Source organism: Gynuella sp. (genome assembly GCF_050297175.1).
GTDB lineage: Bacteria > Pseudomonadota > Gammaproteobacteria > Pseudomonadales > Natronospirillaceae > Gynuella.
On the sequence record NZ_JBNKSF010000017.1, the window covers coordinates 39,473 to 54,105 of the forward strand.

13 protein-coding genes are annotated in these 14,633 nt (G+C 47.8%); 4 read left to right on the forward strand and 9 right to left on the reverse strand.

Annotation, left to right across the window (positions count from 1 at the left end):
- Nucleotides 1-206: 206 nt before the first annotated feature.
- The 8 genes from glyS to def form a co-directional block, all read right to left on the reverse strand.
- Entirely contained in the window at nucleotides 207-2,279 is a 2,073-nt protein-coding gene (gene glyS, locus ACQY6I_RS06460) for a glycine--tRNA ligase subunit beta (RefSeq protein ID WP_428240651.1), read from the reverse strand.
- Nucleotides 2,276-3,208, reverse strand: coding sequence for a glycine--tRNA ligase subunit alpha (gene glyQ / locus ACQY6I_RS06465; RefSeq protein WP_428240750.1), 933 nt, complete (start codon nucleotides 3,206-3,208; stop codon nucleotides 2,276-2,278). The genes glyS and glyQ overlap by 4 nt, the downstream gene beginning before the upstream one ends.
- A 70-nt stretch (nucleotides 3,209-3,278) precedes the next feature.
- Entirely contained in the window at nucleotides 3,279-4,508 is a 1,230-nt protein-coding gene (locus ACQY6I_RS06470; RefSeq protein WP_428240652.1) for an LPS O-antigen chain length determinant protein WzzB, read from the reverse strand.
- A gap of 51 nt (nucleotides 4,509-4,559) precedes the next feature.
- Nucleotides 4,560-6,008: a TrkH family potassium uptake protein gene (locus ACQY6I_RS06475; RefSeq protein WP_428240653.1), complete on the reverse strand. Its 1,449-nt coding sequence runs from the start codon at nucleotides 6,006-6,008 to the stop codon at nucleotides 4,560-4,562.
- A 10-nt stretch (nucleotides 6,009-6,018) separates the two neighbouring features.
- Nucleotides 6,019-7,395, reverse strand: a complete 1,377-nt coding sequence (trkA, locus tag ACQY6I_RS06480; RefSeq protein ID WP_428240654.1) for a Trk system potassium transporter TrkA — start codon at nucleotides 7,393-7,395, stop codon at nucleotides 6,019-6,021.
- Complete coding sequence (rsmB, locus tag ACQY6I_RS06485; protein WP_428240655.1) at nucleotides 7,392-8,684, reverse strand: 16S rRNA (cytosine(967)-C(5))-methyltransferase RsmB; 1,293 nt, start codon at nucleotides 8,682-8,684, stop codon at nucleotides 7,392-7,394. The genes trkA and rsmB overlap by 4 nt, the downstream gene beginning before the upstream one ends.
- Entirely contained in the window at nucleotides 8,681-9,619 is a 939-nt protein-coding gene (gene fmt / locus ACQY6I_RS06490) for a methionyl-tRNA formyltransferase (protein WP_428240656.1), read from the reverse strand. The genes rsmB and fmt overlap by 4 nt, the downstream gene beginning before the upstream one ends.
- A 22-nt stretch (nucleotides 9,620-9,641) precedes the next feature.
- A complete protein-coding gene (def, locus tag ACQY6I_RS06495) occupies nucleotides 9,642-10,163 on the reverse strand; it encodes a peptide deformylase (protein WP_428240657.1) in 522 nt (173 codons plus the stop codon).
- 206 nt (nucleotides 10,164-10,369) lie between these two features.
- On the opposite strand from def, the gene ACQY6I_RS06500 reads away from it, so the two are divergent.
- The 4 genes from ACQY6I_RS06500 to aroE are packed head-to-tail and all read left to right on the forward strand — an operon-like array spanning nucleotide 10,370 to nucleotide 14,048.
- Nucleotides 10,370-11,449 (forward strand): LysM peptidoglycan-binding domain-containing protein, encoded by a 1,080-nt coding sequence (locus ACQY6I_RS06500; protein WP_428240658.1) that lies wholly within the window; start codon nucleotides 10,370-10,372, stop codon nucleotides 11,447-11,449.
- Nucleotides 11,450-11,509: 60 nt separating this feature from the next.
- Nucleotides 11,510-12,598, forward strand: coding sequence for a DNA-processing protein DprA (gene dprA, locus ACQY6I_RS06505; protein ID WP_428240659.1), 1,089 nt, complete (start codon nucleotides 11,510-11,512; stop codon nucleotides 12,596-12,598).
- Between the two features lie 33 nt (nucleotides 12,599-12,631).
- Nucleotides 12,632-13,180, forward strand: a complete 549-nt coding sequence (locus tag ACQY6I_RS06510; protein WP_428240660.1) for an L-threonylcarbamoyladenylate synthase — start codon at nucleotides 12,632-12,634, stop codon at nucleotides 13,178-13,180.
- Nucleotides 13,181-13,226: 46 nt separating this feature from the next.
- Nucleotides 13,227-14,048, forward strand: a complete 822-nt coding sequence (gene aroE / locus ACQY6I_RS06515) for a shikimate dehydrogenase (protein WP_428240661.1) — start codon at nucleotides 13,227-13,229, stop codon at nucleotides 14,046-14,048.
- On the opposite strand, the gene ACQY6I_RS06520 is transcribed toward aroE, so the two are convergent.
- The gene (locus ACQY6I_RS06520) at nucleotides 14,045-14,524 is read right to left on the reverse strand and encodes a peroxiredoxin (RefSeq protein WP_428240662.1); all 480 of its coding nucleotides are present in this window, start codon (nucleotides 14,522-14,524) and stop codon (nucleotides 14,045-14,047) included. The genes aroE and ACQY6I_RS06520 overlap by 4 nt on opposite strands.
- Between the last annotated feature and the right edge of the window lie 109 nt (nucleotides 14,525-14,633).

Sequence of the window (14,633 nt, forward strand, 5' to 3'; positions counted from 1 at the left end):
GCAGGACATTGTCAGCACCCTTCTCACATCCTCATTTACGCCTGTAAATTGCGGTGTTGCGAGTAGTGCTTCCTCGCCTGCATCAAAACTATTCCTATTTTTCAGGGGCCCCTAGATTAACTGGATTCCGCCCCAAAGATCCAACGGCGCTGATTCACTACACTCTTTCCTGCAGGGCTAAGAATAAGTGAATCAGCCGAATGACCTTATAGAACAGAGATATCAGCCACTTCCAGGAACAAAGCCCGCAGCTGCGCCAATAGCGCCAGACGGTTATTTCGCACAGCCATGTCGTCTGCCATAACCATTACCTGGTCAAAAAAGGCATCTACCGTCTCCCGAAGGCCAGCAAGCTCAGCCAGCACTTCAGTATATAGACCTTTGACGAACAAGGGCTCCACTACTTTGCGAATCCCAATAATTTTTTCATACAAGGCCACTTCTGCACTTTCTGACAACAGTGATTGATCGACCTGTTGTGATACCGCGCCTTCGGCAGACTTGCTCAGTAGATTACTAACCCGCTTATTGGCAGCCACCAACGCCTCAGCAGCTTCATTTTGACTGAAATGGGCGACAGCTTTAACACGGCGATCAAAATCAACCGGGGTGCTGATATTGTTAAACCGAACAGCCTGAACAATGACATTATTGATACCTTGATCACCGTACCATGCTGTGAACCGGTCAAGCAGGTAATCCAACACCTGTTGGCGGGTGGACTGTTTTTGATCTTCACTGAAGCTATGCTGCTGTAAGGCAATGTTTAACAATACCACCAGATCGAGATCCAGATCTTTTTCCACCAATATCCGTAAAACCCCCAAAGCCGCACGACGCAATGCAAAAGGATCTTTTGTGCCGCTCGGCGGTTGACCAATACCAAACAATCCACTCAGGTTATCCAGTCTATCAGCCAACGCCAGTGCTGTTCCGGTGGCAGTCACAGGTAGTTGGTCCCCCGCCCCTGCAGGCAGATACTGCTCTTTCATCGCTGCCGCAACTTCTTCATGCTCACCATCATGGAGCGCATAGTAGCTGCCGGCGATACCCTGCAGTTCAGTGAATTCGAACACCATATCTGTGACCAGATCGGCTTTGGCCAACTGTGCCGCTCGCACTGCCAGACTCTGATCACTGCCCAACAACTCAGCAATCATGACCGTACTTTTCTGCAATCGACGGCACTTATCACCTATAGAACCCAGTTCTTTTTGAAACAGTACGGTATCCAGTCTGGTAATCCGTTCTGCCAGTGGTGTTTTTTTATCCGTTTCCCAAAAGAACGCTGCATCTGATAATCGGGGGCGAATGACTTTTTCATTCCCTGCAATGACCTGAGCGGAATCTTTTGACTCCAAATTGGCAATGAATACAAAGTACGGTTGTATCTCGCCCTGGCTGTCTGTGGTGTAAAAATACTTCTGATGTTCGGCCATAGAACTGATCAGTGCTTCAGCGGGAACGTCCAGAAAACGCTCTTCAAAACGTCCCAACAGGGCTACTGGCCATTCATTGAGCGCGGTGACCTCATCCAACAGGTCATCCTCTATCATCACCTGCAAATTCTGCTTTTGAGCCACCAGCTGAGCCTGCTCAGCAATGATTCGACGGCGACGGTCAAAGTCTGCGATAACCTTGCCCTGTTTCTCCAAAATATCAGCGTATTGCCGGGGTGAGGTTATTTCCAGAGGGTCAGGAGCATGAAAACGGTGACCTCGGGAGGTATTACCAGAACTGACACCGAGAAGCTCACACTGAACCACTTTTTTGCCAAGCAACATGACCAACCACTGCACCGGGCGCACAAACTCTACCCGGCTGGCTCCCCAACGCATACGTCTGGGAATCGGTAATTTGTCGACGGTCGTTGCCAGAATATCAGGCAGCAAGGTCTCAGCGGTTACACCTTTTTTTATTCCCTTGAAGACAAGCCAGCTGCCTTTATCGGTTTTCAGTTGTTCGAGTTGATCGACCGTTACACCACAGCTTGCCGCAAACCCCTGCGCCGCTTTGGTTGGTTTGCCATTGGCATCAAATGCGGCCTGAATGGCGGGGCCCCGACGTTCAAAGGTTTCGTCAGCCTGAGCCTGCTGCAAAGATTCAATCCAGATGGCAAGACGTCGGGGAGCAGCATAACCGTGCACTTCGCCATGTTTGAGGTTGGCCGACGCCAGCTGCTCAGTAAAAATGTCCACAAAAGCATCTGCCAGACCTTTGAGAGCCTTCGGTGGCAGCTCTTCTGTACCCAGTTCAATCAGAAAATCGGTATGGCTCATTCTTTGTTCTCCTTTACCGCAGCAGCAATCACTTCCTGACGAATACTTTCTTCTGCCATGGGAAATCCAAGTGCCAGACGGGAATCAAAATATCCTTTGGCAACGGCCCGGGATAACGTTCTGATGCGAAGGATGTAGCGTTGGCGCTCAGTGACGGATATGGCTTTTCGGGCATCCAGTAAATTAAAACTATGACCGGCTTTCAGGATTTGTTCGTATGCTGGTAATGGCAGGTTGTCTGCAATCAGTTTTTGCGCCATCGCTTCGTAGGCTTCAAAATTGGCAAACAACATTTCGACATCAGCATATTCAAAGTTGTAGGTCGACTGTTCAACTTCATTCTGATGGTATACATCACCGTAGGTCACCGGTTTTCCATCCGGCCCGACAGTCCAGATCAGATCATATACCGAGTCAACATTCTGTACATACATGGCCAATCGTTCGAGACCATAGGTGATTTCACCGGTGACGGGATAACATTCAATGCCGCCGACCTGTTGGAAATAGGTAAACTGCGTGACCTCCATACCGTTCAGCCAAATCTCCCAACCCAGTCCCCAGGCACCAAGCGTTGGGTTTTCCCAGTTATCCTCAACAAAACGAATATCGTGCACTTCCGGATCAATACCGATGGCTTTCAGGCTACCCAGGTACAACTCCTGAATATTGGATGGACTTGGTTTTAAGATGACCTGATATTGGTAATAGTGTTGCAGACGATTGGGGTTTTCACCGTAACGACCATCTGTCGGACGCCGGCTGGGTTGCACATATGCACAGTTCCAGGTCTCCGGCCCCAGTGCTCTGAGAAAGGTCGCCGGATGTGATGTACCAGCACCCACTTCCATATCCAGAGGTTGAAGAATCACGCAGCCCTGGTCGGACCAATACTGTTGCAGAGTCAGAATTAAACTCTGAAAAGTCATCGTCTTTTGCTCACTCACGATATTTGCCTGTTATGTTGAGTTCTGACCATCGGAATATTCCGACGATTGATTAATGGTGGTGAATGTTTTTGTCACGTTGAACCGCGGTCACAATCAGCGCCACAAACAACGCAATCATGAAACTGCCAAACACTCCAATGGCAATAATCAGCTTGCGTCTGGGCTTGACCGGGTTTTGCGGAGGAAATGCTTCCAGTTCTGTATGTTTTACTTCGGCACCGCTGAAGTCCAGCGAATAACTGTTCAACAAAGCCAGTTCACTTTGCAGTCGGGCAATCTCAGGAATGTATAAGCTGTCATCCTTCCGCTTAACCAGACGATCCAGTTCCGCCTGGAGCAGCTTTTCGCCTTTTAAGTACAGAAAATCAGACTTTTGCGTCTGCCGCTCTTCCTGGGTATGAAGACCATTCACATTCAAAGTAATCTGTCTTTCGGTGGAGGCTGTTGCCAAAGCGGTTTGTGCAGCTATATATGCTTGTTCTGCCAAAGTGTTATCTACTTTCTCAGTTAAGTAGTTTTCGCTGGCAACCATGGCTTCTGACAATGATACAGGATCCTTGATACCCACGGTTCTAGCAATGTCTAACGCTTCTTTTAGTTGCGCAATTCGAACCTGTCGGGTTCGCGCGGCATCACTTACCAATTGTTCTATCCGTCGGTTGATTTCACTTTGACGCTGCTGAATATAACCGGAGCTGTCACTCTTAAGGTTTTCGAGAGTTTGCTGTTCTGCAAAAGTAAGGTATTTATTCAGAAATGCAGCAATCTGCTCCGGGGAGGTTGTTTCTACTTTAATTGAAATCAAATCCTCTGGCATATCAGCATCATTAGGTAAATTCAAATAGTCAGGTTTTACGAGTTCAGCCTTGAAGTCAGACTGAAGCCGATAAAACTCACTATCAGGATTATTACTATCAAGCTTTTCACCTAACCCTTCCTGATCAAACAAGGCTTTGAGATTCCGGTCTGAGTTGAGATTGCGCAGATATTCCAGAAAAATATCCTGGGTCGTCGATGGGACATTTTCAGGAAAATAGGCATTTTGAACGATTGGAGCAATTTGCAGTCCAGTTGGCACAGAGACCATTGCCCTTAGCTGGTAAATTTTCGGCATTGACATGGCAACAATTACTGCCAAAACTGCCCCTACCAGCGTAATGACAGTAATCAGAGCTTTCTGCTGCAATAAGCTCCTGACTAATTCACCAATGTAAATATCATCATCCTGCTGGTAGCCGTGGGAATTGTCATCCCGATATTGCACTGGTTCTTTGCTCATTGACCCGCCTTGTCTGCTGTAAAAATGACGCGCATTATAACCAGCGGATTGTTATCGACGCCAGAACATCGGCGTGAAGAGCACCAGCAGGGTGAATACTTCCAGACGCCCCAGTAACATGGCGAAACACAATATCCATTTAGCCGGCTCATTGATATTTTCGTAGTGCTGAGCAATCTCGTTCAGCCCCGGCCCAAGATTGTTCATACAAGCCCCCACTGCCGACCAGGAGGTGGTGAAATCCAGCCCGGTTGCGAGCAATAGCATGAAAATCAGTCCGTACATCAGAATATAAACACTGAAGAATCCCCAAGCTGACTGAATCACATTGTCACTCATGGTCCGCTTACCAACTTTTAACAGAAAAACCCCTTGTGGATGCATCAGCCGTTGGACTTCACGAAGACCCTGTTTGACGATCAGCATGACGCGGATAACCTTCATTCCTCCGGCCGTAGAACCCGCACAACCGCCAATAAAAGACGATAAAAACAGCATGAATGGAACAAATAAAGGCCAGGAGGAAAAGTCGGCCGCACCAAAGCCGGTTGTGGTCAGGATCGAGGTCACCTCAAACAATCCGTAACGTACCGCCGATAAAACCGGATATGTTCCCGTGACCCACAGGGTAAACACAACAATGAGCAGCAATACTGCAAAAATGTAGAGAAATGTCCGATATTCCGGCTCCTGAAAATATATTTTTATGGAGCGGTGACGGAATGCCACAAAATGAAGACTGAAATTGGCGGCGGCAATTAGCATAAAAATGACAGCAACGGCTTCAATCGCGACGCTGTCGAAATAAGCAATACTGGCATCATGTGTGGAATACCCGCCAATTGCAATGGTCGAAAATGCATGCGTAATTGCATCAAACACATCCATGCCAGCGATGAAATAAGCCAACGCACAAGCGAGGGTCAGCGTGACATAGATATACCAGAGCGCCTTAGCGGTTTCTTTGATTCTGGGTGTGAGTTTATTGTCTTTGACCGGTCCTGGTGTCTCGGTACGATAGAGCTGCATTCCACCCACCCCCAGCAATGGCAGAATAGCGACCGCCAACACAATGATTCCCATACCACCGAGCCACTGCAATTGCTGACGATAAAACAGAATGGACTGTGGTAAATCATCAAGCCCGGTGATCACAGTGGCACCGGTTGTGGTTAAACCGGAAAAGCTTTCAAAAAATGCATTGGTGAAGTCCAGTTTGACACTGGGGGCGAAATAGAAAGGAAGGCTGCCAGCAAGGCCCAGTACTAACCAAAAAACAACCGTAATGACAAAACCATCCCGGGTCCGAAGATCACCCTGGTGGTTCATTACCGGTAACCAGATCAGAAAACCACTGACCAGAACCACACCAAACGCAATGATGAAGGTTTCATAGGCACCATCCTGGTATAACAGGGATACCATTGCCGAAGGTAACATGGTCAGGCTAAACAGCATTAAGAGCAGCCCGGTAATACGAATAATAATCCTGCTTTGCATGATGCCCCGATCAGAAGAAGGTCAGTCCAACCTGGAACAGCCGCTCAACATCTGGTGTCCGGCGCTTGTCAGTCAAAAACAGCATGACATGATCGTCAGGTTCTATCACCAGATCATCATGAGCAATAAATACCTGCTCTCCACGGGCTATAGCACCTATCGTACAACCCTCTGGCAGATCAATATCCTCAATCATTCGGCCCACCACTTTCGATGACTGTGCATCTCCATGAGCAATTGCTTCAATGGCTTCGGCAGCCCCCCGACGCAGTTTGTGGACGTTGACGATATCACCTCGGCGAACATGACTTAATAAGCCGCCAATCGTGGCTTGTGAAGGTGAAATCGCAACATCAATATCACCACCCTGCACCAGATCAACATATGCTGAATTATTAATCAGTGTCATGACTTTGCGGGCTCCAAGTCGCTTGGCCAACATTGATGCCATAATATTGGCTTCATCGTCATTGGTCAGAGCAATGAATACATCGGTGTCTTCGATATTTTCCTCCAACAAAAGCTCTTGATTGGAGGCATCACCCTGCAATACCAAAGCATAATCAAGATGTTCAGACAGCCACTGACAGCGCTCCTGACCACGATCAAAAATCTTTACGGCGTAGCGTTTTTCAATGGACTTGGCCAATCGATAGCCAATGTTGCCACCACCTGCAATCATAATGCGTGAATAGGCTTTTTCCTGGCGGCGCAGTTCACTCATGACTGCTCGGATATCATTGCGTGCGGCAATGAAGAATACTTCATCGTCTTCTTCAATAATGGTAGAGGCAACGGGAATAATGCTGCGATCTTTCCGGAAAATGGCAGCAACACGGGTGTCAACGGATGGCATGTGCTGACGCAGATAACGCAACTCCTGACCCACCAGTAAACCACCTTTAATCGCTTTCACCCCGACCAGCTGAATTTTACCTTCGACAAAATCCAGTACCTGCAAAGCGCCGGGGGTTTCGATCAGGCGGCGAATATAGTCACAAACGACCTGTTCAGGGCTAATCAAGACATCGACGGGAATCGCATCATTTTTAAATAGCTTTTCGCTGTTCTGCAGATAATCATTACTGCGAATACGGGCAATACGGGTAGGAGTACGATACAAAGAATATGAGACCTGACAGGCAATCATGTTGACCTCATCACTGCTGGTCACTGCAATCAGCATATCTGCGTCATCCGCACCGGCTTTTTCCAGTATTGAAGGCATAGATCCCATGCCGGTGACTGTCTGAATATCCAACCGGTCACTCAAGTCCCTGAGTTTGCTTTCCTTGTTATCCACCACTGTAATATCGTTGTCTTCGCTGGCAAGGTTCTCTGCCAGGGTGCTGCCAACTTGGCCAGCTCCCAATATAATTATTTTCATTCCAGCTCACTCTTCTTAAGCTTGGCATAGTAAAAGCCATCGTGGCCCTGAACTGCTGGCAATAACTGTCCTTGATATTCCATTAACAAATCGGGCAATGGCATAAGCGATGCGTCGCTCGTCTGTTCCAGAAACCATTCGACATTGTGCTGATTTTCTGCCTTCAGAATGGAACAGGTCGAGTACAACAGAATGCCGCCGGGTTTCAATAACTGCCAGAGTTTTTGCAGCATTCTGCGCTGAATTTGAACCAGTTCCTGGATATCAGACGCTGCTCGCAGCAGACGAATGTCTGGATGGCGACGGATCACTCCGGTGGCGGAACAAGGAACATCCAGTAATATTCGATCAAATGCCTGTTTATCCCACCACTGTTCAGTCTCACTCACATCAGCACAGACCAATTGTGCTGACATCTGCATACGCTGCAGATTTTCTTTGACTCGTTCGATCCGGGTTTCATCACTGTCGACAGCCACCAGATCAGTTACACCATGTTCGAGAATGTGAGTGGTTTTTCCACCCGGAGCACAACAGGCATCCAACACTCTATGGTCAGGGATTAACTCCAAAAGTCCTGCCGCCAATTGCGCTGCCTCATCCTGTACACTACAGGTACCGGCGGAAAAGCCTGGTAATGCCTGAACGGATACGGCTCCGATTAGCTTTATCCCCGTTTCAACTACAGAGCTTAGCTGGCCATCAATGCCTTCCTGTTGCAGTTTGTGGAGATAATCTTCTCGACTCCCCTGACTTAAGTTCACCCGGAGACTCATCGGCGCTCGTTGATTGGCAGCAACCATAATGGCTTCAGCCTGAACGGGCCAATCTTTTTGGAGACGTTTGGCAAGCCATCCGGGGTGAGCACTTACATACCTGATATCATTTGCCAGATCGGCCAATAAATCTTCGGGCTTGCTCTGCCACTGACGCAGAACGGCATTCACCAAACCTCGTGCCCAGGGCTTGCCAAGTCCAACTGTGCAGTTGACTGATTCCGAAATGGCGGCGTAATCAGGTGTGGATGGGTCATCAAGCTGAATTAGACCCAGCACCATCAGACACACAATATCTTCGTCTTTGCTTTTGATTTTCTTTTTCAGTAATCGATCCAGCACCGCCTGATATTTCAAATACCAGCGACAGCTTTCATAACACCAATGCCGGAGCGCGGACAGCTGATCTTCCTCACAAGCCTGCTCGGCCCGATTCAAGGCATCAGTAAGACTCCTGCCATCAACAGTTACGGTCGCAACCGTGCTCGCTATTATCTCTCGCAGACTGCTCATAATTGGAATGTCCGATGCTGCTCAAACCATTCACGTTTACCGTTGAGAATCTGAGCGACCGGCATGGCTTTTGATCCGGGTAATTGCATGATATTCAGCACCAGTTGCCCTTGACCGCATTGCACTTTGATAAAGTCCTTACCTATTTCCGTGATGTGACCAGGTGCCTGACCCGAATCCCCTTGTTCATAACCTGCCTGCCAGATACGAATAACCTGATCATCCAGTTTCGTGTGTGCCACCGGCCAGGGATTAAAACCTCTGATCAGCCGATCCAGTTGCGCGGCGGGCAGATGCCAATCGATTTTTCCTTCGTCCTTGCTTAATTTTTCGGCATAACAGGCCAGCGTATCATCCTGATGAACAGGGTTGATACGATTACTTGCTATATCGTTCAAAGCCTGCTGTAAACAAGGCTGGCCAATGGAGATTAATTTGTCGTGAAGAGATTCTCCGGTATCCACGGGTTCAATTACGCATTCTGCTTTTAACAGCATGTCGCCCGTATCGAGTCCAACGTCCATTTGCATAATCGTGACTCCGGTTCTGCTATCTCCGGCAATAATTGCACGCTGAATCGGCGCCGCGCCGCGCCAGCGAGGCAAAAGCGATGCATGCACGTTGATACAGCCATGCTTTGGGATGTCGAGTACCGCTTTTGGCAATATCAGCCCGTATGCCACAACTACCATCAGGTCCGCATTTAATCCAGCTAACTGCTGATGCTCGGATTCTGGTTTCAGGGAAGTTGGCTGAAAAACCGGAATATCATGTTCCATTGCCAGTTGTTTTACCGGACTGGCAGCCAGTTTTCTTCCGCGCCCGGCAGGTCGGTCTGGTTGTGTGTATACGGCAACCACTTCATGTTCAGTAGCTAAGACAGCTCGTAAGTGTTCTGCTGCAAAGCCCGGAGTACCCGCAAAAATAATACGCAAAAAAAATCTCCCAGTTCGATGATCAGCCCGAAGCTTTCGCTTTGGCCTCTTCACGATGTTTTTTCTCCAGCTTGGATTTAATCCGACTACGCTTGAGATTGGTTAGGTAGTCAACAAACAACTTTCCAGCCAGATGATCACATTCATGTTGTATGCAGATAGCCAATAGGTCATGGGCTTCAAATTCGAACGGTTCACCGTTTTTATCCAGTGCCTTGACTTTGATATGGTCATTGCGGGTGACTTTTTCATAGTACCCGGGCACGGACAAACAACCTTCCTGGTAGTCAATCGGTTCACCGATACATTCATACTCGGGATTTATCAACGCGTAGGGCTGATCCTGATCTTCCGAGACATCGACCACTATAATCCGCTCGTGAAAATCAATCTGTGTGGCCGCCAGCCCTATGCCCGGGGCGTCATACATGGTTTCAAACATATCTTCGATCAATTGCCGATGCGTATCGGTTACCTCGGTTACCGGTTTGGCCACCGTTCGCAATCGTGGATCGGGGAATTCTAAAATTTCTAATTTAGCCATAACAATTCAGTTTAAAATGTGCGGTTAGAGCATTGACTGCTAAGATAAAAGTTGAACTCCATTCCATTCTAGTAAGAGAATGGGCATAGAGTTATGCCGAAAGCCTATTATTTGCTGTAAGCTACTATATGGGTCCCGGGCGATTATTTCTAACCTCCCGGGGCAAACAGCCAAGCTAACCATGAATGATACAAGGGATTCCTGCCATGAGGAAATTGTGGATCGCTGTCATCGGACTATTATTCGCATCTGCTGTCTTTGCAGATGTCGTGAAATTGCGGCCAGATGTCCCGGAGCGATATGTAGTTAAAAAAGGGGATACCCTCTGGGGAATTTCTAATATGTTTTTAGAAGATCCTTGGTTGTGGCCCGAAATCTGGTATATCAATCCCCAAATTGAAAATCCTCACCTGATTTATCCGGGTGACGAGATCGGTTTTATCACTGTTGGTGGAGAGCGTAAGTTGACCATCGGACGACGCGGTGGAGCAGCTTCATCCGTGGTGGTGCAATCGGATAACACACCTAACGGAGTGGTTAAACTAAGACCTTCGGTCCGCGTAGAACCAATCGAGAGTGCCATTCCCGCTATTCCAAGAGAGTTCATCGACAGCTTCCTTTCAAGCAACCGTATTTTTGATCGTGAAGAACTAGCCGCCGCACCCTATATTCTGGGAGGTTTTGAGGGCCGCATAGTGCTGGGTGCCGGTGATATCATTTACGGTAGAGGTGATTTTGGTGAAGCACCCGCTCCAAGCTACCAGATTTATCGCCCGAACCCGACGCCCTATGTAGATCCCGAAACCTCAGAGATTCTGGGTTATGAAGGTCAGAGCATGGGCAATGCCACGTTTGAACGCAGTAATGACAACGATATTTCCACGTTGCAGATCCAGCGCTCTAATGAAAATGTTCGTATTGGTGATCGTCTTATGGTGGCCAGTAATGATTTGCTTGAAAGCACGTTTTACCCAAGCGCTCCCAAAGAATATGTCAGCGGTTCGATTCTGGCAGTTCTGCGAGGTGTCAGAGGTATTGGTCAGTACGACATTGTTGTCTTGAATCTTGGCGACCGGGAAGGTGTGAAAGCTGGCAATATCCTGCACGTTTGGCATCAGGGCGGCATGGTCAAGGACCCGATAACCAACAAACCAGCCAAGCTGCCAACCGAAAATGCTGGCATGTTGATGATATTCCGAACGTTTGAAAAATTGTCCTACGGCATCATACTTGAGGCCACCAGACCTTTGAGTATCGGTGACGAAACTAAAACTCCTGGATATTAATAAATAGAAAATAAAAGGCTCTCACTTCATGAGGGCCTTTTTTGTTTAAGGAACAAATACATGGATGTTATTCGCCTGAAAGCCTGGTTGGGCTTTAATCGTCTGGGCCTGTCCCCGATCAAACAGACTGCCGTTCTTAATTTTTACCCCTCCCCCTCAGAATTCCTGACTGAGAAATCAGACCGTCTACGTCAGGCCGGTTTTTCAGAACGAGTCATTGATAGCTGTCGACAATATCAGCAGCACGAAGCCGGCAGTTGGATCATGAACGGTATTGCCAATGATCTGAATTGGCTGGAGCTCAACTCAAATCATCACATACTGACACTCGAAAGTGATGATTATCCAGAACTGTTAAAACAAATCCCTGATCCTCCTCCGGTATTGTTTATCAAGGGTCACCCGGAACATCTACATCGTAATCAGATCGGTATCGTGGGCAGCCGCCATGCATCTGCTATCGGTTTGAAAAATGCAGATACCTTCGCTCGGGAATTATCCCGTTCAAACTGGCTTATCTGTAGTGGTCTGGCTATTGGAATCGACGGGGCTGCTCATAGCGGCTGTGCTGAATCCGGCTACCCGAGCATAGGAGTGTTAGGTTGTAGCGTGGATCAGGTTTACCCCAAGCGACATCGCATTTTATTTCAACAGATGAGTCAATGTGGCGCTATCGTATCCGAGTTTCCAATCGGTACTGCTGCCCTGGCCCGAAACTTTCCCAGACGAAACCGTATTATTTCTGGTCTAAGCAGAGGCATTTTGGTCATTGAGGCAGCTCCGGGCAGCGGCTCTCTAATTACCGCCGATCAGGCTATGGAACAAGGCCGGGAGGTCTTTGCTATCCCAGGTAATATTCATAATCCCCAAAGCCAGGGATGCAACCAGCTGATACAACAGGGAGCTAAACTTGTGTCTTCGGTAGAGGATATTCTGGTTGAATTCGGGCAAACCATCCAGGCAGCTAAAGCAGAAAAACCGGCGATATCTGATGATCCCATTCTGAATGCTGTTGATTATGAAATAACCTCTTTAGATCTCATTATCGCGAGGACGCAGCTTTCAGTTGCAGAACTCAGTGAAAAACTGCTCACTTTAGAGTTGGAAGGACTTATTCTGCAGTCACCCGGGGGATATTTAAGGCTTTGATTTTACGTTGCGCTTGCTTATAGTTCCGGGCTTATGAACGTACATATATCCAAAGCCATTCGGCATTTATCTCAAGGTCATGTTATTGCCTACCCAACCGAAGGTGTCTGGGGTTTGGGCTGTAATCCTTTCAATCGCCATGCTGTGCAACGGGTGCTGGATATTAAACATCGTCCAGAACACAAAGGATTAATACTGATCACGTCCAAAGTGGAGTACGTTAATCTCTGGTTGAATAATCTTCCGGAAGAAAACCGCCAGATTGTTCTGGCAAGTTGGCCAGGCCCTCACACTTGGGTATTCCCGGAAACTGGATTATTACCCAAATGGATCACCGGAAAACATACGTCGGTTGCCATTCGTGTTTCGGCACACCCATTAGTCAGAGCACTGTGCGATGCCTGGGGCGGGTTACTCGTATCCACATCCGCGAATGTTGCCACCAGACCGGCTGCAACCCGTCGAATCCAGGTTCAAAAAGCACTGGCCAAACAGATTGATTACATATTACCTGGAGAGACTTCTGGCCTAAACAAACCCAGCCAGATTCGCAATGCCCTGACGGGTGCCCAAATACGCTAACCCAAACCATGGGCCTTAATCCGTTATTAACGAAGAGAAATTTACAGTGAGTGATCGTTATTTAGTCATTGGCAATCCCGTGCATCAGAGCAAGTCGCCATTTATTCATGCTGAATTTGCGCAAATGTGCGGGCAGGATATCGTTTATGACCGCTATCTGGTCGAAGCGGATCAATTTGATCGGACCCTCATCGAGCTGTTTTCTCAAGACCTGAAAGGTGCCAATATTACAGTTCCATTTAAAGAAAATGCTTATCATCTGGCAGATGAACACAGCTTACGGGCAGCTACGGCCGGCGCAGCCAATACGTTAAAAAAACTGAGCAATGGTAAGTTGTATGCAGATAACACCGATGGTGCCGGATTGGTCAGAGATCTGACCACCAACCATCAAATTTCACTGAATGGTAAACGGATTCTGGTACTGGGAGCCGGTGGAGCAGTCAGAGGCGTGTTACATCCCGTGTTACAACAAGACCCTGAGCAAATTGTTATCTGCAATCGCACTGTTGAGAAAGCCACTCTGCTGGCTGATTTGTTTTCTGAGTATGGCAACATTGACAGCAGCCCTTATGAAGCCCTGAGCGGGCACTTTGACCTTATTATCAATGGAACATCAGCAAGTCTGCATGACAATGTTCCGCCCGTTCCAGAGACATTGATCCACCAAGACATCGTCTGCTATGACATGATGTATGGTTCCGGCAATACCCGATTTAATGCCTGGGCCATGTCTCTTGGCGCAGCGCAGTGTATCGACGGGCTCGGCATGCTGGTAGAACAAGCCGCCGAGTCGTTCCAGTTATGGCGTGAAGTAACGGTCACCGGCACCAACAGTGTTATTGATAAACTAAGAGCCAGCCTTTAAAGCTGGTTCAACAGAGTTTCAGCATCGCTGATTTCATACTGACCGGGGTCATCGATATTCAATTGCGTCACTACCCCATCTTTCACCAGCATTGAATAACGTTGCGAACGCATCCCCATACCACGGCTAGTCAAGTCGAGTTCCAGGCCTATTGCTTTGGTAAAAGATGCCGAACCATCCGCAAGCATCAACAATTTTTCGGCGTTCTGAGTTTCTTTCCAGTGTTTCATAACAAATGCATCATTCACTGACACACAAGCAACAGTATCGACACCTTTTTCTTTTAAACGGTCAAAGTTAACGACATAGCTCGGAACATGGGCTGCACTGCAAGTTGGGGTATAAGCACCGGGTACAGCAAATAGTGCAACTGTTTTACCGGAAAACACATCCTGAGTGGTATATTCTTTCATCCCCTCATTTTCAAGGACGTGAAAAGTAGCTTCTGGTAGTTGGTCACCTATGTTGATAGCCATGACTGGTTTCCTTTTTGATTAGAGAAAAGAAGTATGCGGTTCAAGCCTTGAGGCTTAAACAACACGATCTTTCTGGATAAATTTATAAACGCGAATAACCAAGTCTAGT